At 47.5% G+C, this 23,302-nt stretch carries 19 protein-coding genes; 8 read left to right on the forward strand and 11 right to left on the reverse strand.

Annotation, left to right across the window (positions count from 1 at the left end; all coding sequences use genetic code 11):
* Window positions 1–107 precede the first annotated feature (107 nt).
* Window positions 108–2,498 (forward strand): thiamine pyrophosphate-dependent enzyme, encoded by a 2,391-nt coding sequence (locus B5D42_RS02780; protein WP_078829892.1) that lies wholly within the window; start codon window positions 108–110, stop codon window positions 2,496–2,498.
* Window positions 2,499–2,503: 5 nt separating this feature from the next.
* Here B5D42_RS02780 and B5D42_RS02785 read toward each other — a convergent pair whose 3' ends face one another.
* From B5D42_RS02785 to B5D42_RS02795, 3 genes are all read right to left on the reverse strand, one after another.
* Window positions 2,504–2,920 (reverse strand): thiol-disulfide oxidoreductase DCC family protein, encoded by a 417-nt coding sequence (locus B5D42_RS02785; protein ID WP_078829893.1) that lies wholly within the window; start codon window positions 2,918–2,920, stop codon window positions 2,504–2,506.
* Window positions 2,921–2,922: 2 nt separating this feature from the next.
* Complete coding sequence (locus tag B5D42_RS02790; RefSeq protein WP_078829894.1) at window positions 2,923–3,645, reverse strand: YebC/PmpR family DNA-binding transcriptional regulator; 723 nt, start codon at window positions 3,643–3,645, stop codon at window positions 2,923–2,925.
* A gap of 135 nt (window positions 3,646–3,780) precedes the next feature.
* Window positions 3,781–5,283, reverse strand: coding sequence for an amino acid permease (locus B5D42_RS02795; RefSeq protein WP_078829987.1), 1,503 nt, complete (start codon window positions 5,281–5,283; stop codon window positions 3,781–3,783).
* A 156-nt stretch (window positions 5,284–5,439) separates the two neighbouring features.
* On the opposite strand from B5D42_RS02795, the gene B5D42_RS02800 reads away from it, so the two are divergent.
* Genes B5D42_RS02800 through B5D42_RS02815 form a run of 4 tightly spaced genes read left to right on the forward strand, consistent with a single transcriptional unit; the run spans window position 5,440 to window position 9,730 of the window.
* Window positions 5,440–6,696 (forward strand): dicarboxylate/amino acid:cation symporter, encoded by a 1,257-nt coding sequence (locus B5D42_RS02800; protein ID WP_217698765.1) that lies wholly within the window; start codon window positions 5,440–5,442, stop codon window positions 6,694–6,696.
* A 6-nt stretch (window positions 6,697–6,702) separates the two neighbouring features.
* Window positions 6,703–7,401 (forward strand): DedA family protein, encoded by a 699-nt coding sequence (locus tag B5D42_RS02805; protein ID WP_078829896.1) that lies wholly within the window; start codon window positions 6,703–6,705, stop codon window positions 7,399–7,401.
* A 50-nt stretch (window positions 7,402–7,451) separates the two neighbouring features.
* Window positions 7,452–8,687 (forward strand): MFS transporter, encoded by a 1,236-nt coding sequence (locus tag B5D42_RS02810; protein ID WP_078829897.1) that lies wholly within the window; start codon window positions 7,452–7,454, stop codon window positions 8,685–8,687.
* 50 nt (window positions 8,688–8,737) lie between these two features.
* Window positions 8,738–9,730, forward strand: a complete 993-nt coding sequence (locus tag B5D42_RS02815) for a glycosyltransferase family 9 protein (RefSeq protein ID WP_078829898.1) — start codon at window positions 8,738–8,740, stop codon at window positions 9,728–9,730.
* A gap of 76 nt (window positions 9,731–9,806) precedes the next feature.
* On the opposite strand, the gene B5D42_RS02820 is transcribed toward B5D42_RS02815, so the two are convergent.
* The 8 genes from B5D42_RS02820 to B5D42_RS02855 all read right to left on the reverse strand — a co-directional run bounded on the left by B5D42_RS02820 (window position 9,807) and on the right by B5D42_RS02855 (window position 18,590).
* Window positions 9,807–12,236 carry a TonB-dependent receptor domain-containing protein gene (locus tag B5D42_RS02820; RefSeq protein WP_176112881.1) on the reverse strand — a complete coding sequence of 810 codons (2,430 nt, stop codon included), beginning with the start codon at window positions 12,234–12,236 and terminating at the stop codon, window positions 9,807–9,809.
* Window positions 12,237–12,544: 308 nt separating this feature from the next.
* Window positions 12,545–13,474 carry a malate dehydrogenase gene (mdh, locus tag B5D42_RS02825; protein WP_078829900.1) on the reverse strand — a complete coding sequence of 310 codons (930 nt, stop codon included), beginning with the start codon at window positions 13,472–13,474 and terminating at the stop codon, window positions 12,545–12,547.
* Between the two features lie 65 nt (window positions 13,475–13,539).
* Entirely contained in the window at window positions 13,540–14,052 is a 513-nt protein-coding gene (locus B5D42_RS02830) for a TlpA family protein disulfide reductase (protein ID WP_078829901.1), read from the reverse strand.
* A 25-nt stretch (window positions 14,053–14,077) separates the two neighbouring features.
* Window positions 14,078–14,854, reverse strand: a complete 777-nt coding sequence (locus B5D42_RS02835) for an ABC transporter ATP-binding protein (RefSeq protein WP_078829903.1) — start codon at window positions 14,852–14,854, stop codon at window positions 14,078–14,080.
* A 24-nt stretch (window positions 14,855–14,878) separates the two neighbouring features.
* Window positions 14,879–16,093: a diaminopimelate decarboxylase gene (gene lysA, locus B5D42_RS02840; RefSeq protein ID WP_078829904.1), complete on the reverse strand. Its 1,215-nt coding sequence runs from the start codon at window positions 16,091–16,093 to the stop codon at window positions 14,879–14,881.
* A gap of 50 nt (window positions 16,094–16,143) precedes the next feature.
* The gene (scpB, locus tag B5D42_RS02845; protein WP_245825530.1) at window positions 16,144–16,941 is read right to left on the reverse strand and encodes an SMC-Scp complex subunit ScpB; all 798 of its coding nucleotides are present in this window, start codon (window positions 16,939–16,941) and stop codon (window positions 16,144–16,146) included.
* A 45-nt stretch (window positions 16,942–16,986) separates the two neighbouring features.
* A complete protein-coding gene (gene atpG, locus B5D42_RS02850) occupies window positions 16,987–17,868 on the reverse strand; it encodes an ATP synthase F1 subunit gamma (protein ID WP_078829907.1) in 882 nt (293 codons plus the stop codon).
* Between the two features lie 122 nt (window positions 17,869–17,990).
* The gene (locus tag B5D42_RS02855) at window positions 17,991–18,590 is read right to left on the reverse strand and encodes a DUF6992 family protein (protein WP_078829908.1); all 600 of its coding nucleotides are present in this window, start codon (window positions 18,588–18,590) and stop codon (window positions 17,991–17,993) included.
* A 161-nt stretch (window positions 18,591–18,751) separates the two neighbouring features.
* Here B5D42_RS02855 and secA point away from each other — a divergent pair, with 161 nt between their 5' ends.
* From secA to B5D42_RS02870, 3 genes are all read left to right on the forward strand, one after another.
* On the forward strand, window positions 18,752–22,054 hold the full coding sequence (secA, locus tag B5D42_RS02860; RefSeq protein WP_078829909.1) for a preprotein translocase subunit SecA: 3,303 nt from the start codon (window positions 18,752–18,754) through the stop codon (window positions 22,052–22,054).
* 85 nt (window positions 22,055–22,139) lie between these two features.
* Complete coding sequence (gene deoC, locus B5D42_RS02865; RefSeq protein WP_078829910.1) at window positions 22,140–22,808, forward strand: deoxyribose-phosphate aldolase; 669 nt, start codon at window positions 22,140–22,142, stop codon at window positions 22,806–22,808.
* A gap of 45 nt (window positions 22,809–22,853) precedes the next feature.
* Entirely contained in the window at window positions 22,854–23,291 is a 438-nt protein-coding gene (locus tag B5D42_RS02870; protein WP_078829911.1) for an SPOR domain-containing protein, read from the forward strand.
* The last annotated feature ends 11 nt before the right edge of the window (window positions 23,292–23,302 follow it).

Consider the following 23,302-nt stretch of genomic DNA (forward strand, 5'->3'; position numbering starts at 1 on the left):
TTTCATGCCATTTTAGGATTTGTTGCGGTTATTGGCGGGTTTGTAACATTTTTTTCATAAAACTAATTTCCGTTAGTCTATTCGCCGGGTAATCCTATTTTTGCTCCATGGAATCAACAACTTCGGTAGAATACAGGAATGATATGCTTTCTTTTGAAGGCTTCAGAAACGCGGTACTGGAAGATTACCGGACTGCTGTTGTCAGCCGGGAAGTGAGTTTGCTGGGTAGGAGGGAAGTACTGACAGGAAAGGCCAAGTTCGGGATTTTCGGAGATGGTAAGGAAGTGGCACAGATCGCAATGGCCAAATTCTTCCGGCAGGGTGATTTCCGGAGTGGTTATTACCGCGACCAGACCTTTATGTTCGCTTCAGGACTGGCTACCGTTGAACAATATTTTTCCCAGTTATATGCCGATCCGGATCTGAAAAACGATCCTTTCAGTGCAGGCCGCCAGATGAATGCCCATTTCGCCACACGTTTCGTGGATGAGAACGGCAACTGGCTCGATCTCGCCAACCGTAAAAATATTTCATCCGATATTGCTCCTACAGCCGGCCAGATGCCAAGAGCGCTCGGTCTCGCTTTCGCCTCGAAATGCTTCCGCCAGTCGAAACATAAAGATGCATTGGAATCACTGAGCCATAATGGTAACGAGATCTGTTTCTGTACCATCGGCGATGCCAGTACATCTGAAGGGCATTTCTGGGAAACCATCAATGCCGCCGGCGTACTGCAGGTGCCGCTTGCTGTTTTTGTATGGGATGATGGCTATGGTATTTCTGTACCCAAACAATTCCAGACAACCAAAGGTTCTATTTCTGAAGCACTGAAGGGATTCCAGAAAACGGAAAATTCGAATGGTTTCAGAATCTTCAAGGTGAAAGCCTGGGATTATGCCGGCATGTGTGAAGTGTTCGAAGAGGCCTTGCAGACGCTTCGCGAAGACCATGCTCCTGTACTCTTTCATGTGGAAGAAGTAACACAGCCGCAGGGACACTCTACCAGCGGCAGTCATGAGCGTTATAAAAGTCCTGAAAGACTGGAATGGGAAAAAGAATGGGATTGCCTGAAGAAAATGCGCGAGTGGCTCATCGAAAACGGACTGGCTGCTGCAGAAGATATTGCCAATATTGAAGCTGACGCAAAAGCCCATGTCCGCGAGAGCCGTAACAAGGCATGGGATAAATATATAGCACCTATCAGGCAGCAGGCTGATAAATCCGCAGAACTGATCAGGGAAATGATGGTGAACGATATCGATGTATATGGCCAGCTGCAGCGTTATGCTGCAGAACTCCAGCAGAACAAGGAACCATTACGCCGCGATGTGCTGCGTACCCTGGCACTTGCTGTTGAAGCGGCCCCGAATTCACCTAATGCCGGTCTGCTGCGCGAATATGCAGATTCGCTGATTGAAGAAAGCAAAGAGCTTTACAACAGTCATTTGTATAACCAGGGGCCGAAGAGTGCATTGAACGTAGAGGAGATCAAGCCATTGATCCCATTCGATGCACCAACCGTGAATGGTTATGAAGTGCTCAACAAATATTTCGACGCACTTTTTGCAAGTAATCCTAAAGTATATGCTTTCGGAGAAGACGTGGGTTATATCGGTGATGTGAACCAGGGCTTTGCAGGCCTGCAGGAAAAGCACGGTAAGGACAGGATACTGGATACCGGTATCCGCGAGCTGACCATCGTAGGACAGGCCATCGGTATGGCGTTAAGAGGCCTCAGGCCGATTGCAGAGATCCAGTACCTGGATTACCTGCTGTACGGGCTGGAACCGTTGAGTGACGATGTAGCTACAACGCATTTCCGTACCAAAGGTCAGCAGAGCTGCCCGGTGATTATCCGTTCACGCGGACACCGCCTGGAAGGTATCTGGCACAGCGGTTCTCCAATGGGTATGGTGATCAACGCCCTGCGCGGGATGTATGTATGCGTTCCACGGAACATGGTGCAGGCTGTAGGTATGTACAATACACTGCTTGCAGGTAATGATCCGGCTATTATTATCGAATGTCTGAACGGTTACAGGCTCAAGGAAAAAATGCCTGCCAACCTGCTCGAATATACCGTTCCGCTCGGTGTGCCGGAAGTGGTGCGCGAAGGTTCTGATATCACGGTTGTTTCCTATGGTTCCATTCTGCGTATTATTGAAGATGCCGCAGTGCGGCTGGAAGCGGAAGGCATCAGCTGCGAGATCATCGACGTACAGACTTTGCTCCCGTTCGATACCAATCATCTCATATTACAATCACTGCAGAAAACAAGCAGGATCATTTTTATCGATGAGGATGTGCCGGGTGGAGCTGCTGCATACATGTTCAACAAAGTAATGGAAGAACAGGGCGGTTACAAATGGCTGGATGCAAGTCCTAAGACCATTACAGGCAAAGCGCATCGTCCGGGTTACGGCAGCGACGGTGATTATTTCAGCAAACCCAATGCTGAAGAGATCATAGCCGGTATCCGTTCGGTAATGAGCGAATAAATATTTTACAGAAATCTATCGCTGGTGTCGGCCGAAGGTATCATACAGCTATCCCGGCGGCCAAACCATTTGTACCTGTTGCGTGCAACATAACGGTATACTGCATTGCGTATAAACGGCGGTATGATGATCAGGCCATATAGTAGCGGCCATAGTCCGTTCAGCTGCCTGCATACCTTTAATGCTGCCGTTGAATACCTGCTGACCCTGCCATTTTCTGCAAGGATAAAGCTGTCTGAATCTGCAGCATCGGTATCGTGAGCCGCGAGGAACTGCCTTGCAGCATCACTCTGCAATGATGCAAAGCGGAAATGTTTATGCGGATCATGTTTGATCACAAACCGAACACTCCGGTTACATAAATTACAAACCCCATCAAAAATTATGACGGGGTTTGTAATCTGATGGTGCTTTTGTATCATGATTATCCCATGTTGTGGAATACTTTGTTAACGTCGTCGTCCTGCTCCAGCCTTTCGATCAGTTTACTTACTTCTTCTGCCTGTTCGTCGGTAACAGGTACCGTGTTGGAAGGGATCCATTCCAGTTCTGAACTCAGTGGGTTAAGGCCTTTATCTTCGAGTGCTTTCTGCAGGTTACCGAAATCGGTGAATGCGCAACGCAAAACGATAATAGGATTGCCGTTATCATCATTGCTTTCGCCGAGTTCATCAAGACCGTGGTCTATCAGTTCCAGTTCCAGATCGTCGATGTTCAGTCCTTCCGGCTTCAGTTTGAATACACCCATTTTTTTGAACTGAAAGCTTACACTGCCGCTTGTGCCCATGGCGCCGCCGCCTTTATTGAAGTGGCTTTTAACATTGGCAACGGTTCTCACATGGTTATCGGTTGCAGTTTCAACCAGCAGGGCAACGCCATGTGGTGCATAACCTTCATACAGGATCTCTTCGTAGTTGGATGTGTCTTTGCCCTGTGCTCTTTTGATAGCTGCTTCCACGCGGTCTTTAGGCATACCAACACTGCGTGCATTCTGAAAACAACGACGCAGCGCCGGGTTAGTGGCAGGATCCGGACCTCCGGCTTTTACAGCAATGATGATCTCTTTACCGATACGGGTAAACTGCTTGGCCATGCGATCCCAGCGGGCAAACATCGTGGCTTTACGAACTTCAAAAATCCTTCCCATGATTTTCTGTTATAGTGTTAAAAGGTACCTGAAAGGCTGCAAAATTAACTCTTACGGGCCAAATTTCAGCTTTATCATAAAAAAAGAAACCGGCCCTTTCCGGGGCCGGTCCTTCATTTCAAAGATATATTCCGGTTAAGGTTGGTTGTTTTTCAGTTTGCTGTGCTTTCTGCTGTACAGGAAATACACAACGAGACCGAGTGCCATCCACGCAAATGCCACTTTCAGGGTCTGGCCGTCGAGTGCAACGATCATACCCAGGCAAACCAGTGCACCGAGCAACGGAACGATGGGCACCAGTGGTGTTTTGAAAGGACGTTCGATGTTTGGTGATTTAACCCTCAGGATCCATACACCGATGCTTACGAGCACGAATGCGAACAGGGTACCGAAACTGGTCAGATCACCAGCAACGTGTCCGGGAACAAATGCCGCGAACAGACCTACGAATACAAACAGGATCCAGTTTGCCTTGTACGGTGTTTTGTATTTGGGGTGCAGGTCACCGAATGCTTTAGGGATCAGGCCGTCGTTACTCATGGTGTAGAAGATACGGCTTTGTCCCATCAGCATCACCAGGATCACTGAAGAGAAACCGGCGAGGATGGCAACGGTTACCGCGGTAGACAGCCAGCCATAGCCCGGCATGTAATTGGAGATCGCGTAGGCAACAGAAGCTTCACGTCCTTTTTCAGGATCAACGAAGTCTTTCCAGTTGGCAACGCCGGTCAGTACGTGTCCGAATAAGATATAAAGAATAGTACAGATTACGAGTGAACCCAGGATACCGATCGGCATGTCGCGCTTTGGATTTTTAGCTTCCTGTGCAGCAGTTGATACCGCATCGAAACCGATGAATGCGAAGAATACGATAGCCGCACCACCCAGTACACCACCCCAGCCATGTTTGAACACGCCGGTATAATCTGCGATCACTTTACCTGCACTGTCCGTTACGGCTGCAGTACCTTCAGGGATCAGGTAAGGAGTATGGTTTTCAGGTTTGATGAACTGCCAGCCGAGTGCGATGAAGATCACAACGATCGCAACTTTGATGAATACGATAATGGCATTAACGGTTGCAGATTCCTGAGTTCCTTTGATCAGGAGCAGGGTCAGCAGCAACAGGATCACCAGTGCCGGTGCATTTAAAAGTCCGGTATGCAGTACGCCTGCAGAGTCTGTAAAGCTTTCAAAGGGACTATGACACCATTCATATGGTATTCGCCCGTCGAAGAGTTTGTTGAGGTATTCGCTCCAAGCGATGGAAACGGTAGCGGCACCCAGTGCATATTCCATGATCAGTGCCCAGCCGATGATCCATGCGATCAGTTCACCCATTGTTACATAGCTGTATGCATAAGCACTGCCGGCGATGGGGATCATGGCAGCGAACTCTGCATAACAAAGGCCGGCAAATGCACAGCCGATAGCGGCAACAATAAATGAAAGGGTAACACCCGGACCTGCGGCCTGGCCGGCAGCAGCAGCGGTTCTCACAAACAGACCCGCACCAATGATAGCCCCGATACCCAATGCAATCAGGTTGCCGGCACCAAGAGTACGTTTCAATCCCTTTTCATTGTCTTCCGCCTGGGCAAGCAATTGAGCCAGCGGCTTCTTTACAAATAGACTCATAAATACAGTTTGGTTGATTTTTTCTTTTAAAAAGTTTCGGAAAAGTAATGATTTCTTCATTTCGCAGGCCAATTCTTTTATAAATAACCTGTTTGCCCTATTACGGAACCCCATTACGACTTATGTCTTATATTGCGACCCTAATTGATGCCCCTTATGAAGAAATCTAACAGGCTTACCCTGTATATTATTATTGCCATGGTAGCCGGTGTTATTCTCGGTTACCTGATCCACCAGGGATCCTCGCCTGAGACCATACAATCTTTCTCTAAGAACATTAAACTACTCACTACCATCTTCTTAAGGCTGGTACAGATGATCATAGCGCCGCTGGTATTTTCTACCCTGGTGGTAGGTATTGCCAAACTGGGCGATCTCAAAACCGTAGGCCGCGTGGGGGGAAAGGCCCTCCTCTGGTTTATTTCAGCTTCCCTGGTAAGCCTTTTGCTGGGTATGCTGCTGGTAAATCTCTTCAAACCGGGTGCGGGTATCGACCTGAGCAATGCAGATGTAAGCGGGGCGAAAGACCTGGTAGGTAAAACCCAGGAATTCAGCCTGGTGAAATTTGTGGAGCATGTATTCCCCAAAAGTATGATCGAGGCCATGGCCAATAACGAGATCCTGCAGCTGGTGGTATTCAGTATCTTCTTCGGTATTGCAACAGCCGCACTGGGCGATAAGGCCAAAGTTGTGGTGAAAGGACTCGACGCAGTGGCGCATGTGATCCTTAAAATGGTAGGATATGTAATGAATTTCGCGCCTATCGGTGTATTCGGGGCTATAGCAGCCGTGATCGCTACCAAAGGACTCGAAGTGTTCGTATTTTATGGCAAATACCTTGCATTCTTCCTGATTGGCATCGCTGCATTATGGCTGGTACTGCTCACCGTAGGTTTCCTGATCCTGAAGAACAGGCTGCCCGAGCTGCTGAAAAAAATATTATCACCATTGATCATCGCGTTCAGTACCACGAGCAGCGAAGCGGTATTTCCAAAACTCACGGAAGAACTGGAAAGGTTCGGCTGTAAGGACAAGATCGTTTCATTTATATTACCGCTGGGGTATTCATTCAACCTGGATGGAAGTATGATGTACATGACATTTGCCAGTATCGCCATTGCACAGGCTTACGGAATCCATCTCGATACGGGTACACAGCTCACCATGCTGATTGTGCTGATGCTTACCAGTAAGGGTATAGCAGGTGTTCCGCGGGCATCGCTGGTGGTAGTAACCGCTACCTGTGCCATGTTCAACATTCCGCCTGAAGGGATCGCACTGATCCTGCCGATAGATCATTTCTGCGATATGTTCAGAACTGCAACCAACGTACTGGGTAATGCACTTGCCACAAGCGTGGTAAGCAAATGGGAAGGCGCACTGGAAGATCATTCCGCAACAACAACAAGCTAATTTATTATGGTACTGTTAGACATATTATCAGCCGGGTTCCACTGGAGCCAGTTACTGCAGCCACAGTTTTATATCGAACACGGTGGCCTCTGGCTGATCCTGTTCGTTGTTTTTGCTGAAACAGGTCTTTTTGCAGGTTTTTTCCTGCCCGGCGACAGTCTTCTGTTCGTTGCCGGTATCTACAGCAGCGATATTGCCAGAGAACTTTATCCTACCGGTAATGAAATACTGGACCTGTTTATGCTGATGGCACTGATCTCAGCGGCAGGTATCGCAGGCAACAGCGTGGGTTACTGGTTTGGCCGTAAAGTGGGGCCGGCCATGTACAGCTGGAAAGAAAATATGCTCTTCAAACAGCGTTACCTGGTACAGGCGCATGATTTTTATGAGAAACACGGCGGCGGTGCAATTATCATCGCGCGTTTTATTCCTATCGTAAGAACATTCGCGCCGATCATTGCGGGTATTGTACAGATGGAAAAAAAGAAATTCTTTTTCTATAACGTGGTAGGTTGTATTGCCTGGGTATTCAGTATGCTGTTTGCCGGACACTTCCTGCAGAAATGGATCCTGGCCGAATTCAATTTCGATCTTAAGAATCACCTGGAAGTGATCGTACTCGGTATTGTACTGGTAACAACCGCACCGGTGCTGATCAAGTTATTGTTTTCAAAAAAAGATCCGTCACGGATAGATAAATTATAAGCGGCATTGATTAAGTTAGTGGTCTGATCCATTCAGAAAACGAACTTGCTATGACCGAAAAGAAATACGGGGTGCTTTCCTTGCCCGTTATTGTAGCTGCACTCGGCTACTTTGTAGATATCTACGACCTGTTACTGTTTACTATTGTAAAAAAAGCAAGCATGCTTGGGGTCGGCGCAACCGATGCCACGATGCTGGCAGACAGTACGCGTGTGATCAACTGGCAGATGACGGGCCTTCTGCTCGGCGGTATTCTCTGGGGTATACTCGGCGACAAGAAAGGCCGGCTGAGTGTATTGTTCGGATCCATCATACTATATTCTGCAGCCAATTTTGCAACAGGTTTTGTGCAGACCGTTAACCAGTACGCATTCTGTCGTTTTGTAGGCGGGTTAGGCCTTGCCGGCGAACTCGGTGCGGGTATTACACTGGTGAGTGAGCTGCTTCCCAAAAACAAAAGAGGTGTGGGTACGTCTATGGTGGCGGGTATAGGATTAAGCGGTGCAGTAGTGGCTTATTTTACGTACCGGCTTACAGACGACTGGCGCTTGTGCTATAAGATCGGTGGTTGCCTGGGTATTGCCTTGTTGTTCCTGCGGGTGAGTGTTGCCGAATCGGGCATGTTCCGCGAAGTGAAACAGGCAGGTGTGGCACGTGGTAATTTCTTTATGCTCATCAATAACCGCAAAAGGTTAAGCAAATATATCTGTGCAATTCTTATAGGATTGCCTACATGGTATGTGATCGGTATCCTCGTAAACCAGAGTGATCGTTTCGGGAAAGCCATGTTCGGCAGCACCACGATCGATTCGGGCCGCTCCATCATGTTCGCTTATGCAGCAATAGCGCTGGGCGATATCTGTGTAGGCCTTGTAAGCCAGTATTTCAAGAGCAGGAAAAAAGCCTTGCTGTTGTTTTACGGGTTAACTGTTGCATCGCTGCTGCTTTTCTTCAGCGGATATAATAATACGGATGGCAGCATGTATACGATCTGCGCCATGCTGGGTTTCAGTACGGGTTTCTGGGCCATATTCATTACCATGGGTGCGGAGCAGTTCGGTACCAACTTAAGGGCTACCGCGGCTACTACCATCCCCAATATGGTCCGTGGAGCTCTGCCACTGATCAACATGATGTTCCTGGATCTGTTCCAGAAAAGCTGGGGCTGGAGCCTGATCAAAAGTGGTATGGTAACAGGTGTTGTGGTAATGGGTATAACACTGATTGCTTATTATTTTACGAAGGAAACCTTCCACAAAGACCTCAACTATATCGAGGAAACATAAGCAGGCCGGAATAACTATCTTTACCGCTCATCTGAAAAGCTTCCCGGTGTATGAAGTTCCTGGTTATCCGGTTTTCCTCTATTGGCGATATTGTGCTGGCAACACCCGCTATCCGCTGCCTTAAACTGCAGGTGCCGGATGCGGAAGTGCATTTTCTTACCAAACAATCGTTCAAAGCGGTTACCGAGGCCAATCCTTATATCGACCGGTTTTATTATTTCAGGGATAACCTCAGTGAACTGATCAGTGAACTGAAGAAAGAACAATACGATTATATCATCGATCTGCACAAAAATTTCCGTACGCTGCGCATCAAAACAGCTTTGCGGACAAAATCGCTGACGTATAAAAAACTAACGCTCCGGAAATTCCTGCTTACCAAGTTCCACATCAACCTGATGCCTAAAAGGCATATCACAGACAGGTCACTGGATACATTGAAACCACTTGGCGTGGTGAATGACGGGAAAGGACTGGATTATTTTATACCGGAATCTGCCGTTGTAAATGCAGAGGATATTCCTACATCGCATGCAGCCGGTTATATTGCACTGGTCATCGGCGCATCATACTATACCAAGAAATTACCGGTAGAAAAATTGCAGGAATTATGCCGGTTGATCCCATATCCAGTTATACTGGTGGGCGGAAAGGAAGATGATAACGAAGCCAGGCAGGTAGCTCTTGTTGATCCCGTTCGCATTTACAATGCGTGTGGTAAATTCAGCCTGAACGAATCTGCCGATCTGGTCCGTAAAGCAAAATTGGTGATCTCGCACGACACCGGTCTGCAATATGTAGCCTGCGCATTCAACAAGCCCGTACTGGCCATATGGGGCGGCACTTCACCCTTGCTGGATGTGGAACCTTATTATCGCTCAACACCGGATGCCGCATCTTATACCAATTTTATCGTGCCGGGCTTATCCTGTCAGCCCTGTTCCAATTACGGTACCAAAACCTGTCCGCTCGGTCACTTCAAATGCATGCGCGAACAGGATCTGCAAAACATGGCCGCCGCTGCGCTGAAAGAACTTTATTAAACCGGAATCAAAATAAAAGGGCGGCCATCTGGCCGCCCTTTCTGTGTCACTATCATTGGTAGTTCTGTGTACAGGATTATTTGATCCTTTTTGATTCGCTTTCAAGACCGGTCTGACGCTGACGTGCACCTGATACCTGGTTGCTTCCGAAGCGGTAAGTGAAAGAAAGACGTACTGTCTGACTTTCCCAGCCGCCTTTACCATTCAGGTATAAGCCACCAAAGTCGCTGACCGCTCGCCATGGGCTTGCCGTTTTCAGGATATCTGTTGCACTGATCTTAACAGTTGCTTTCTTCTGCATGAACTGTTTCTGGAAACCGATATCGAGTCCGCCCTGCGATTTTGTTTTAAATGTTGCTCCCCAGATAGATGGTCCGTTGAACCAGCCGCTTAACTCGGCAGTGTAATCGTTTCCGAGAATGAAAGACTGCTGCATATAAGCACCATACATCGGGATATCACGGCGTATTTCATTCTCGCCGATCTTTCCTTTGAACAACTGGTAGTTGAACCAGAGATTCACATAACCATTCCACCATTTTTTGATTGGCAGCGGTGAACCGATATTAACAGACAGGATATCCTGTGTAGCCAGGTTCTTCTGCTGGATATAAGTAGCATTGAATGTGGTATCGGTTGTTTGTGTTGCATAATCTTTTACATGACTGTAACCAAAAGTTGTATTGATCATAGACATGAACGTATGCGTCAGCTCGATGCTGTTGGTGTACTGCGGACGCAGGAACGCATTACCTTTTTCATAAGTCAGCTCATCCAGCTTATTCTCAAACGGATTCAGGTCCTGGTAAGTAGGCCTGTCGATACGGCGGCTGAAAGTCAGGTTCAGTGTATGCTTCGGGTTCAGTGTCCAGGTTAACGCCGCGCTCGGGAACAGGTCGAAATAGTGGCGGCTAACGGTATTATCCGCCTGAACCAGTCCGTCGCCCCTTGTCAGTACACCTTTACTGTTGGTTTGTTCTCCACGCAGACCAGCCTGCAGGCTCCATTTCTGGCTCAGCTGGCGCTGGTAGTTCACATAAGCTGCATTCACGTTTTCGGTATAATCGAAGCTGTTGCTGCGGCTCAGGATCTTGGTGATCACACCACCTGCTTCATTGAAGAAATCGAATGTGTTTGTTGTTTTCACATAAGACATCTTGGCACCATAACCCAGTTTGCCTTTCCATTTAGGGAATTCAACATCGATCTTTGCTGTATAGATATCGATATCGGTAGGGGTATTGTTACGGTTGATTACCTGCGACAGAACGTTTCCGCTCTGATCGTAATAGTAGTTAGGCTGGTAGCTTTTTCCTGTACCACGGAACAGGCCGTAATCCGCATCGAAGTTGATCTCTTTACCGGCAGTATCTGCATAACGGTAGTTGATGTTGGCATTCAGATTGGTACGGTCGCCCGGAATGCTGTTCGATGCTTTCAGCGATTTTACGAATGCCTTGGTAGGATTATAGTACACATCGGTAGTGCTGTTGCTTGCCCATTCATTGTTACCATAGCTCGCAGTAACCAGTGCACCGATGGTGCTTCTGCTGTTCATGAAGTAATCCGCTCCTGCTTTGAGGCTGTAGTTCTTATTATCGCTGTAGTTCACTGAGCGCTGATCATAGATCGAATCGCGCTGGATACGATACAGGTCCAGCGTGTTTTCATAACGGCCGATATTTACGCCGGCATTGCTGAAGAGGTTCACCTTCTTGTCACGATAGTTCAGGTTTACAGAACCGTTTCCTTTAGGGGTTACCCCTTGTACAAGGCCTGCTGTAACACTACCGTTGGTGCCGAATTTTTTATTCTTTTTCAGGCGGATATTGATGATACCGGCATTACCGCTTGCATCGTATTTGGCGCTTGGGTTGCTGATCATTTCAATCGCTTCAACATCGTTACTGTTGATCCCTTTCAGGTAAGCCGCCAGATCTTTGGTGTTGAGCTGTGTCATTTTGCCGTCGATATAGATCTTAACACCGGTTTTTCCCTTCATGGAAATGTTCTCGTTGTTATCAACCTGTATGCCCGGGCTTTTCTGAAGAAGCTCAAGCGCGTTGCTTCCGGTTGCGTTAATACTGTTCTCTACATTAAAAACAGTTTTATCTGCCTTGATCTCGATCATCGGCTTTCTCGATGTAACGGTAACATCCTGCAGTTTTTTGGTAGCAGGTTCCATCACGATATTGCCTGCATTATAAGCCTGACCTGCCTGCAGATCAAAAACAGGGGAAAATGTTTTTTCATGTCCTACGAGCGCAAAGCTCAGCAGGAATTTACCATTTCCGGGAGCCGTAATGTCAAAGCGTCCCTTGTCGTCGGAAACATCTGCTTTTACCAGCGTGCTGTCCTGTGCTTTTAAAAGTGATATGGTAACAGAAGATAATTCCTTGCCGGTATTATCTTTTACAGTGCCGCTAACTGTGCTTTTGCTTTGTGCAAAGCCGTTGGTAACGGTAATCATCAGCAGTACTACTGCCATGGATACGATCCTTCTCATTCTTGTTGTTTTGTGCTTCATCAGACGCAAAGCACACTGAAATGTTACAGTGGAAATATGTATTTGAGGACGAAACGCATAATTCCGTGACAAGCGGTAGCCCGCACGGAAGAAAAGCAACAGGAAACTGGTAGTAGTTGCAACATCAATTCAATCGCCTGAAATAACAGTACAGTCGTTATTTCAGGCGATTGGTGTTTTTTTTATTAAAACGTTGATTTGCGTATTTATACGTTTTTGTTGCAAAAAAATAAACCCCGGGAATTCCGGGGTTTATTTTTTTCAGAAATTATCTTTCTGTTATGAGATTATAAAGTCTTCAGCACATCGTTCATGCTGCGTACAGCATCTGCGCTTTTGTTGAAGAGTTCTTTTTCTTCGTCGTTCAGTTTGAAATCAACGATCTTTTCCCAGCCGTTCTTGCCAATCACAACAGGAACACCCAGGCAGATATCGCTCTGGCCGTATTCGCCTTCGAGGCTTACGCAGCAGGTAAACAGTTTTTTCTCGTCGCGTACGATGCTTTCAACCAGTGCAGCTCCGGCAGCTCCCGGTGCATACCATGCTGAGGTACCAATGAGTTTGGTGAGGGTTGCACCGCCAACCATCGTATCTGCAACAATCTGTTTTTGCTGCTCTTCAGTCAGGTAATCTGTAACAGGAATACTGTTCCAGGTTGCAAAACGGATCAGCGGGATCATGGTTGTATCTCCGTGACCACCAACAACCAGTGCATTCAGGTCGGCAGGGCTGCAACCCAGGTGCTGGCTGAGCTGGTATTTGAAACGGGAGCTGTCCAGCGTGCCGCCCATACCAATGATACGGTTTTTAGGAAGTCCTGTAGATTGCAGGGCCAGGTAGGTCATGGTATCCATCGGGTTGCTGATCACGATGATGATCGCATCCGGTGAATATTTCAGGATATTCTCGCAAACACCTTTCACGATACCTGCATTGGTACCGATCAGTTCTTCGCGGGTCATGCCCGGTTTACGTGGCAGACCTGAAGTGATCACTACTACATCAGAACCTGCGGTTTTGGAGTAGTCGTTTGTGCTTCCGGTGATACGTGTATCGAATCCCAGCAATGCAGCGGTCTGCATCATATCCTGGGCTTTACCTTCTGCCAGACCTTCTTTGATGTCGAGCAGTACGAGTTCCTGGGCCAGTTCCTTACGGGCAATGTTATCGGCACAGGTCGCACCTACGGCTCCGGCACCTACTACAGTAACTTTCATTTTATCTGAGTATTTAGAATGAGGAATTTTTGACGCTGCAAAGGTAACGCCGGATCATGGAATAATTACCGGTGATTACGCAATAATGACAATAATTCCGGCATTTCCACGCCGGTTTCGAATTCTTTCATGAAAAGACGGTTCTTGTCGTATACTGCCACAAATGGGGTGAATTTTACCTGGTAAAAAGCCGGAATCGCATATTGCGGATCGCGTCCCATGCGTACATTGCTGAACTTATCAAGCCCGTAATATTCCGAAAACGCTTTCAGATCGTTCATGGTATGCCTGTAATTCACCCATACAAAGAATACGTTTTTCAGACTGTCCATGTATTTTACCACTTCTTTCGCTTCGTGCTGGCAATGGCCGCAGTCGGGACTGAAATAAATGATCGCCGTGTAATCCGTTTTAGGCAGCTGATCCTTTGTGAACCAGGTAGTGCTGTCGGTGAGCAGGATCCTGAAATTGGGCATTTTAGGATCTTTTTTATAAGGCGGAAGATTTTCCATTTTCGCCTGGGCAAAAAGAATGCTTGTGATTGCAAGCATACCCATCATCAGGATCATTTTTTTCATGGCTGTCGCTTTTATTCGGTTGAGATTATTTTCCTTCCCTGCTTTCCAGCATGCGCATGTTCTTTGCGTCCTGCAGGAACTCGGATGCGAAAATGAAATTATTCAGGAGTTCGTCTTTACTGAAAATGATGTCTTTGTTGGAGCCTTCCCATTGTTTATGTCCCTGGTAGAGATAAACAATATGATCGCCTATTTCCATCACACTGTTCATGTCGTGCGTAACAACGATCGTGGTAATATTATATTCCAATGTGATCTCCTGGATCAGTTTATCGATCACCATCGATGTTTGCGGATCAAGGCCTGAGTTTGGCTCATCGCAGAACAGGTATTTGGGATTGAGTACGATGGAGCGTGCGATACCCACCCTTTTTTTCATACCGCCGCTGATCTCGGCAGGGTATTTTTTATTGGCATCTTTCAGGTTCACCCTTTCCAGCACTTCATTTACTTTCTTCTTCTTTTCGGAGTGCGATAATTTGGTGAACATATCCAGCGGGAAAAGAATATTCTGCTCAACCGTCATCGAATCGAAAAGTGCATTACCCTGGAAGAGCATGCCGATCTGCTGGCGCAGCTGTTTTCTTTCATCATCCTGCATGGTAAGCATATTCACGCCATCGTACAGGATCTCACCCTGATCGGGCTCGAACAGGCCAACGATACATTTGGTCAGCACCGTTTTGCCGCTGCCGCTGGTACCGATGATCAGGTTACATTTGCCGGCTTCCATTACGGCGCTGATATCGTCCAGGATCACTTTATCGCCAAACTGCTTCTTTATGTTCTTGATCTCGATCATGGTTATGCAAACTACGCTTTTGTTCTAAATCACATCTATCTCATTTCTTAAGAGATCCTCAAAATCGTCTCTTCTGCGGATCAGCTGTGCCTCCCCGTTCTTAACCAAAACCTGTGCCGGTCTGAAACGTGCATTGTAATTGCTGCCCATTTCAAAACCATAGGCACCTGCATTGTAAAAAACGAGCAGATCGCCCTCTCTTACTTCATTCAGCTCACGATCCCAGGCAAAAGTGTCGGTTTCGCAGATATTTCCTGTTACGGTATAGTGTTTCAGCGCACCCTGCGGGTTACTGATATTGCTGATGCGGTGATATGCTTCATAGAACATAGGACGGATCAGATGATTGAACCCGCTGTTCACGCCTGCAAAAGTGGTGGCCGCGTTTTCCTTCAGTACATTCACCTGTGTAATAAAATACCCCGATTCGCTTACCAGGAATTTACCCGGTTCGAACCAGGCCTGGAAATGACGGCCGGTAGCTGCTTCCAGCTGCTGTAATGCGGCTGCAACCTTTTCGCCCAGTAATGTCATGTCTGTTCCGGATTCTCCTTCACGGTATGGCACTTTAAAACCACCGCCCATGTCGAGGAAAACCAGGTCTTTGAAATGAGGAACAAGCTCGCTGAAGATGTCAGCTACTTTCATGAATACATCCACATCCTTGATCTCGCTGCCGGTATGAATATGCAGACCTTTGATCACGATATGGTATTGCGCCATCAGATCCAGGATACCGTTCAGCTGTTCGATGGGAATACCAAACTTGCTTTTTTCATGGCCGGTAGATATTTTAAGATTACCGCCCGCCATGATATTGGGACGAAGGCGTATGCCTACCGGGTAGGAGGAACCGTACCGGCGACCGAATTTTTCAAGGTTCGACAGGCTGTCGATATTTACATTCACACCCAGCTCCACGGCTTCCGCAATTTCACTGAAGGCGATACCATTGCTGGTATATAATACATTGTTGGGATCGAACCCGGCTCTTAATGCCAGTTTTACTTCATTGATGGAACTGCAATCCACCCCGCATCCGAGCGAACGGATATGACGGAGGATATTACTGTTGGTCAGTGCTTTGCAGGCATAGAAAAAACGCGTATCAGCGTTGGCAAAAGCAGTGGTAAGACGATTGTATTGCTCGGTGATCTTTTCAGCATGATACACGTAAACAGGTGTACCATACGTATCCGCGATCTGCGTCAGTTGCTCGTTTGATAAATACTGGGACATGTTGCGAAGATAATCGTCTTCGCGTTCGGAAAATGACAGCCGTAAAATTATTACGCAGGATCCTGAGGGGTTTCTTTTTCATCCGCCTCTTCATCGTCTCCCGCTGTATCACCACTTTCAGGATTTTCTTCCGGTGCTTCTTCTTCAGGATTGCTGTTATCTACCAGTTCGCCTTCTTCGTTAACGGTGAGGGCCGCGGCCGGTTCTTCGCTGGGGATCTCTTCAGAAGAGAGGGCATCCTGTACAGGCTGGTCGGTAAAGTCTTCCGGACTGATGATCGTCCCTTCAACGATCTGTTCAGCGAGTACTTCCTTGATCTTCGGAAGATCGCCGGCATTGTTGATGCCGAAGTAATCCATGAAGTTGCGTGAAGTGGCGTATACGAGTGGCTTGCCGGGCAGTGCCTCGTTACGGCCGCTGATGATGATCAGTTCTTTTTCGAGCAGTTTCTGGATGCTGTAATCGCTGTTCACACCACGGATGGCTTCAATTTCGCCTTTGGTGATCGGTTGCTTGTAGGCAATAATGGCAAGGGTTTCCAGTGCCGCATTGGAGAGGCGTTTCAGGAATTTATCGCCGTTAAGCTGGGCAATGGTCTTATGATAATCTTTTTTGGTAAGGAACTGCCAGCCGCCGCCGCTTTCCCTTACTTCGAAAGGATAGAACTCCGAATTGTATTTTTCGCGCACGCCTTCCAGGGAAGCTTCCACCTGGTCTAAAGTGATCCGCTGTTCCATGAACCCGAAGGCATTGTTGATGAGCTCTACGATATCAAGCGCTGTCAGAGGCTTGTCGCTTGCAAAAATCAATACTTCAATATGGGGTATGATCTGGCTGAGTTCCATCATAAAACTTCTTGTTGAACAGCGAACTTAATTATTTAATGGATACGATTATCCCTGTAAAGCTGCCGCACCGCTAACAATCTCTGTCAATTCGGTTGTGATGGCTGCCTGCCTTGCGCGGTTATAGCTGATCTTGAGTGATTTCAGCAGTTCATTCGCGTTCTCGCTGGCTTTATCCATGGCCGTCATACGGGCACCGTGCTCACTTGCGTTGGAATCCAGTACCGCTTTGTACAGCTGGGTATTCAGGATCTTCGGCATCAGTTCGGCGATCAGTTCTTCACGTGCAGGTTCGAAAATGAAGTCTGTTTTTTTACCACCGGCCTGGTTAGCCACTTTAGGAATAGGGAGGAACTGCTCGGCAACGAAGCGTTGGGTGGCAGCATTCTTGAATTCGCTGTAAATGATCTCCACAGCATCGAATTCTTTCTGCTCAAACGCTTTGGTAGCGGCCTGTGCAGCTGCCTGTACGCTTTCGAAGCGAAGGTTCAGGAAGATATCTTTATAGGTAGCATCTGTTTTGTAACCGGCTTTACCCAGGCTTTCAAAACCTTTTTTACCAATGTTCCAGATGGTTACATTTCCTTTCTGGAACTGGGCTGCATATTTTTCTGAAATCGTATTCTTGGCCAGTTTGATGAGATTGGCATTGAAACCGCCGCAGAGACCACGGTCGCTGGTGATCACGATCAGCAGTACTTTTTCCACCGGCCTTTCCTGTGCGAGACCAATGCTCATATCGCCCTCGCTGCAGCTTACAATATTGCTGAGCATTTCCTGGAGCTTCTGGGCATAAGGACGCATCTGCGTAATGGCATCCTGTGCACGGCGTAACTTAGCCGCACTTACCATTTTCATTGCCTTGGTGATCTGCTGGGTGCTTTGTACACTTTTGATCCTGTTACGTACCTCTTTTAATTGACCTGCCATCTGTTGTAGGGTTTCGGGTTTCTGCTCCGGCGCGGGGCCGGCGTTTCAATTTGGCTGCAAAAGTAGCAGAAACGGTCTGAAATTCCATCTGAAAGAATGAAAAAGATATGAGCCGCTTACAGTCACCGGAAACGATAGGTTAACCCGAGCCCGCTTCCTGCCGCACCCAGCTGCAGCCCGTTCAGCTGGTTTTCCAGCAACCTGCCATTACGGCGGTGGTTAAAATACTGGATCACGTCAAAAACAAGCAGGAAGCTGCCCTGTAACAGCAGGCTGCCCCCGTAACCTTCGGTTTTTTCATTTCCCAGCCGGGTTCCCCGCTCTTTCATATATAATCCGGTTGCTATATATGCAACGTCAAGCCCGCTGTTCAGTAAGAGCAGCTTTTCTGTTTTTTGCTGGGCATTGATATTATCGGTAAGGGTGTAATGCCGGTTCAGCTGTTTCCGGATGCCCAGCAAGCCTATACCCGCCACCGCCAGGTTCACGGTATTCCAGTAAGCATTCATCTGGTGCAGGTGATGTTCGCTGCCTTTGGTATTGCTCGCGGAAATGGTGCCCTGTATAATATTGGCTCCTGCCCAGGCCCCGAGGATATAATAGTTATTCTGATTCATGAGGATCCGGCTCCGGGCAATGGAATCCTGTTCTGCCTGCTGCGCATGACCCGTTGCCAGCCATAAAACCGACGTTATCGTTAATATTTCCCTTATTTTAATCATTTTCAGCCTGTTAAGTTTTCACTAAAGATCAATTGACCGGAAAGAGCACTTCAGTCTATACTCAAATTCTTTACCTTTGGCCGGGTGCCAAATTGGCTTAATTTATTTGTTGCACCGTTTTTGAACTGTTATATTTTTTCTAATAACACGAGACCAAACTTATGTTGAAATTCATTACCAAATTATTCGGGGGTAGCAAAAGCGACAAGGACGTGCAGCAGATCATGCCCGTCATTGAAAAAGTAAACCAGTTCTACCAGCAATACCAATCACTCTCCAACGATGAACTCAGGAATAAGACCGTTGAATTCAAACAACGCATCCAGAACCACCTGGCTGAGATCAACAAGGAAATAGAAGCGAAAAAACAAAGCGCGGAAGCATTATCCGAAGGTGATATCCATGGCCGTGATGCCATTTACCAGGAAGTGGACAAACTGAAAAAAGACCGCGACAAAAAAATAGAAGAGGCATTGAACGCTATACAGGCAGAAGCTTTTGCCGTTGTAAAAGAAACTGCACGCCGTTTCAAGGAAAATCCTGAAATGGTGGCTACTGCCACACCGCTCGACCGCGACCTGAGTGTACGTAAAGATTATATACAGATCAAAGGCGATACTTCCGTATTTAAAAATACCTGGACCGCTGCCGGCGGAACCGTTACCTGGAACATGGTACACTATGATGTACAGCTGATCGGTGGTAGTGTTCTGCATCAGGGAAAGATCGCTGAAATGGCAACCGGTGAAGGTAAAACACTCGTATCTACTTTACCTGCATACCTGAATGCCCTTGCTGCGGAAGGTGTGCATATCGTTACCGTGAATGATTACCTCGCCCGTCGTGACAGTGAGTGGAACGGCCCGATATTCGAATGGCTCGGACTGCGCGTGGATTGTATCGACAAACACGAACCGAACAGCGAAGCAAGACGTAATGCCTATATGGCAGATATCGTTTACGGAACGAACAATGAATTCGGTTTCGATTATCTCCGTGATAATATGGTGCATACGTCACAGGAAATGGTTCAGCGCAAGCACCATTTTGCCATGGTGGATGAAGTGGATTCCGTACTGATCGATGATGCAAGAACGCCGTTGATCATTTCAGGTCCTATCAGCCACAATACAGGCGAACAGCAGTTCTTCCAGCTGAAGCCAAGGATCGAAAAACTGGTGGAGGCGCAGAAAAGAGCCGTGAACCAGTTCCTGAACGAAGCCAAGAAAAAGATCGGTGAAGGGAACGATGATCCGAAAGACGGCGGCCTGGCCCTTTTCCGAGCGCACCGCGGTCTGCCTAAGAACAGCGCCCTGATCAAATACCTCAGCGAACCCGGTATGCGTGTGAAACTGCAGAAAGCAGAGAACCATTACCTGGCAGATCAGCAGCGTGAAATGCCCAAAGCGGATGAAGAACTTTTCTTCTATATCGAGGAAAAGAGCAATTCGGTAGAACTTACCGACAAAGGTATTCAGCTCATTACCGGTGCAGGCGAAGACCCGACCTTCTTCGTTCTGCCCGATATCAGTCTTTCCCTCGCTGCTGTTGACAATGATCCGAATGCAACTGCAGAAGAAAAACTGCATGCGAAAGAAGCCATCATCAACGAATATTCTGTTAAGGCAGACCGGATCCATACTGTACAGCAGTTACTGAAAGCGTATACCTTGTTCGACAAAGACGTAGAATACGTAGTAATGGACGGTGCTGTTAAGATCGTGGATGAGCAGACGGGCCGTATCCTTGACGGACGCCGTTATTCAGACGGTCTGCACCAGGCCATTGAAGCAAAGGAAAACGTGAAGATCGAAGCAGCTACGCAAACCTATGCAACCGTTACCTTACAGAACTATTTCAGGATGTATCATAAGCTGGCCGGTATGACCGGTACGGCGGAGACAGAAGCAGCTGAGTTGTGGGATATCTATAAACTGGATGTGGTCTCCATCCCGACCAACATTTCAATTATACGTAAAGACGAGCAGGACCTGGTATACAAAACCAAACGTGAGAAATTCGGTGCGGTGATCGACGAGATCGTTCGCCTGCGCGATGCGGGCCGGCCGGTGCTGGTAGGTACCACTTCTGTTGAAGTAAGTGAATTACTGAGCCGGATGTTAAGGCAGAAACAGGTTGCACATAATGTATTGAATGCGAAACAGCACGCACGTGAGGCGCAGATCGTAGCAGAAGCCGGTTTTGCCGGAGCTATTACCATCGCAACCAACATGGCGGGTCGTGGTACGGATATCAAGCTCGGACCAGGTGTGAAAGAAGCCGGAGGTCTGGCGATCCTGGGTACAGAAAGACATGAATCACGCCGCGTGGACAGGCAGCTGAGAGGACGTGCCGGTCGTCAGGGTGATCCGGGTTCGTCACAATTCTTTGTTTCACTGGAAGACGACCTGATGCGTATGTTCGGAAGCGAGCGTATTGCAAAAGTGATGGATTTTGCAGGATATAAGGAAGGTGAAGTGATACAGCACAGCATGATCACCAAATCGATCGAGCGTGCACAGAAGAAAGTGGAAGAAAACAACTTCGGCATCCGTAAACGACTGCTCGAATATGATGATGTGATGAACAAGCAGCGTACGGTGATCTATACAAAACGCAGTCATGCCCTGTTTGGCGAAAGACTTGCACTTGATCTCGACAACGCGTTCTATGCGGTAGCAGAAGAAATGGTTGGCGGGTTCAAAGAGCAGAACGACCACGAAGGATTCCGCCTTGCAGTGATCGTGAACTTTGGCATCGATTCATCCATCACTGCAGAAGAACTGAGTAAGCAGAGCGAACAGCAGCTTGCGGAAAGACTGTACGGAGAAGCCATTGCCAATTACGAGCGTAAGAAACGTGACCTGATGGAACAGGCATTACCGGTATTCCAGAATATCCGCCAGCAGCAGGGAAATCATATCGAGAATGTGATCGTTCCTTTCACAGACGGTAAAAAAGGAATGCAGGTGTTATCCAACATGGAAAAGACCCTCAGCACCAACGGAGCCGAACTGCTGAATGCGCTTGAAAGAACCGTAACACTTGCATTGATCGATGATGCCTGGAAAGAGCACCTGCGTGCGATGGACGATCTGAAACAGAGCGTACAGACTGCCACCTACGAGCAGAAGGATCCGCTGGTGATCTATAAAGTGGAAGCATTCGGACTGTTCAAAAAAATGGATGATGAGGTGAACCGCGAGATCGTACAGTTCCTTTGCCATGCAGGCATTCCATTGAACGACGGTGATGAACTGAAAGAAGGGCGTGAACAGAAGACCGATATGAGCCGGATGAATGCCAATAAGGAAAACCCGGACGGTCCGGCAGAAAATGATTATTACGATCCCACACCGGTTAAACAGCAGCCGGTGCAGGTTGGCCCCAAGATCGGCAGGAATGATCCCTGTCCTTGCGGAAGCGGCAAGAAATTCAAAGCCTGCCACGGAGCCGGCGCTTAACAGCGGATCATAACAATAGTAAAAAAGATTTATCACCAAAGTGGTAAATCTTTTTTGCAAAGGGGTGATACCAAAATATGAAAAGATGAAGATCAACCAGTACATAGATCATACGATCCTGAAGCCAACGGTATTGTTGCAGGAAATAGAACAATGCTGCAGGGAAGCGATGGAATACCAGTTCGCTGCTGTATGTGTGCCCCCGAATTTTGTGCGTTCGGCTAAACAGTTCCTGGAAGGGGCCGATGTGAAGATCGCTACAGTGATCGGTTTCCCGTTTGGTTATTCAGCCATTGAAGCAAAGATCGCTGAATCCATCCTGGCCATTGTAGACGGGGCAAATGAGCTCGATATCGTGGCGAATATTTCGGCCATTAAAAATGGCGACTGGCTTTATATTGCCAATGAGATCAACCACCTGATGCCGGTGATCAAAAGCAAGGGTGTAACAGTAAAGATCATCATTGAAAGCGGTGTGCTTACAGAAGAAGAGATCATCAAATGCTGTGATATTTATGGCGCAGCAGGAATAGATTACCTGAAAACATCAACCGGTTATGCGGAAAAAGGTGCTACGGTGGAAGCGGTTCGCCTGTTCAGGTTACACCTTCCGGCGCATGTGCAGATCAAAGCTTCCGGTGGTATCCGCAATTATGCATTTGCCAGAGAACTGATCGATGCAGGTGCAACCCGCCTGGGCTGCAGCGCAAGTGTTGCCATCATGAAAGGGGCGGAAGGTGAAAGCGGTTATTAGACCGCTTTGGCAGTAAATTTGTGTATCTTACTTAAAACAGTGACGATGAAGAATGCAAAACAATGGCTGATAGCACTTATAACTGTTATAGGCGCGATCGCTGCGAATGCGCAGGATTCAATTACTGTAATCAAAGATCCGAGGTTGGATATCCTTACCGTAAAGCAGGCCCAGATCAATAAGCGTACTGCAATGATGACCAGCTCAGGTCTCTATAAGGGCTTCCGGATCCAGGTGATCAGCACCAGCAACCGCGACCAGGCTTTCAAAATAAAATCAGAATTATTATCCCGCTTCCCGGATCAGAAAAGCTACACGATGTACCAGTCGCCTTATTTTAAAGTACGGATTGGTAATTTCATCAAACGCGAAGACGCAGAAAAATTCAGGAAGCTGCTGAATAAATATTATCCGCAGGGCGTTTATGTGGTAGAGGATGCGATTGAATACACATTCAGTGAAGAAGAGGATATCATTCCATAATTCATTCATAC

Source organism: Sediminibacterium ginsengisoli (assembly GCF_900167075.1).
In the GTDB taxonomy this organism is placed as follows: Bacteria; Bacteroidota; Bacteroidia; order Chitinophagales; family Chitinophagaceae; genus Sediminibacterium; species Sediminibacterium ginsengisoli.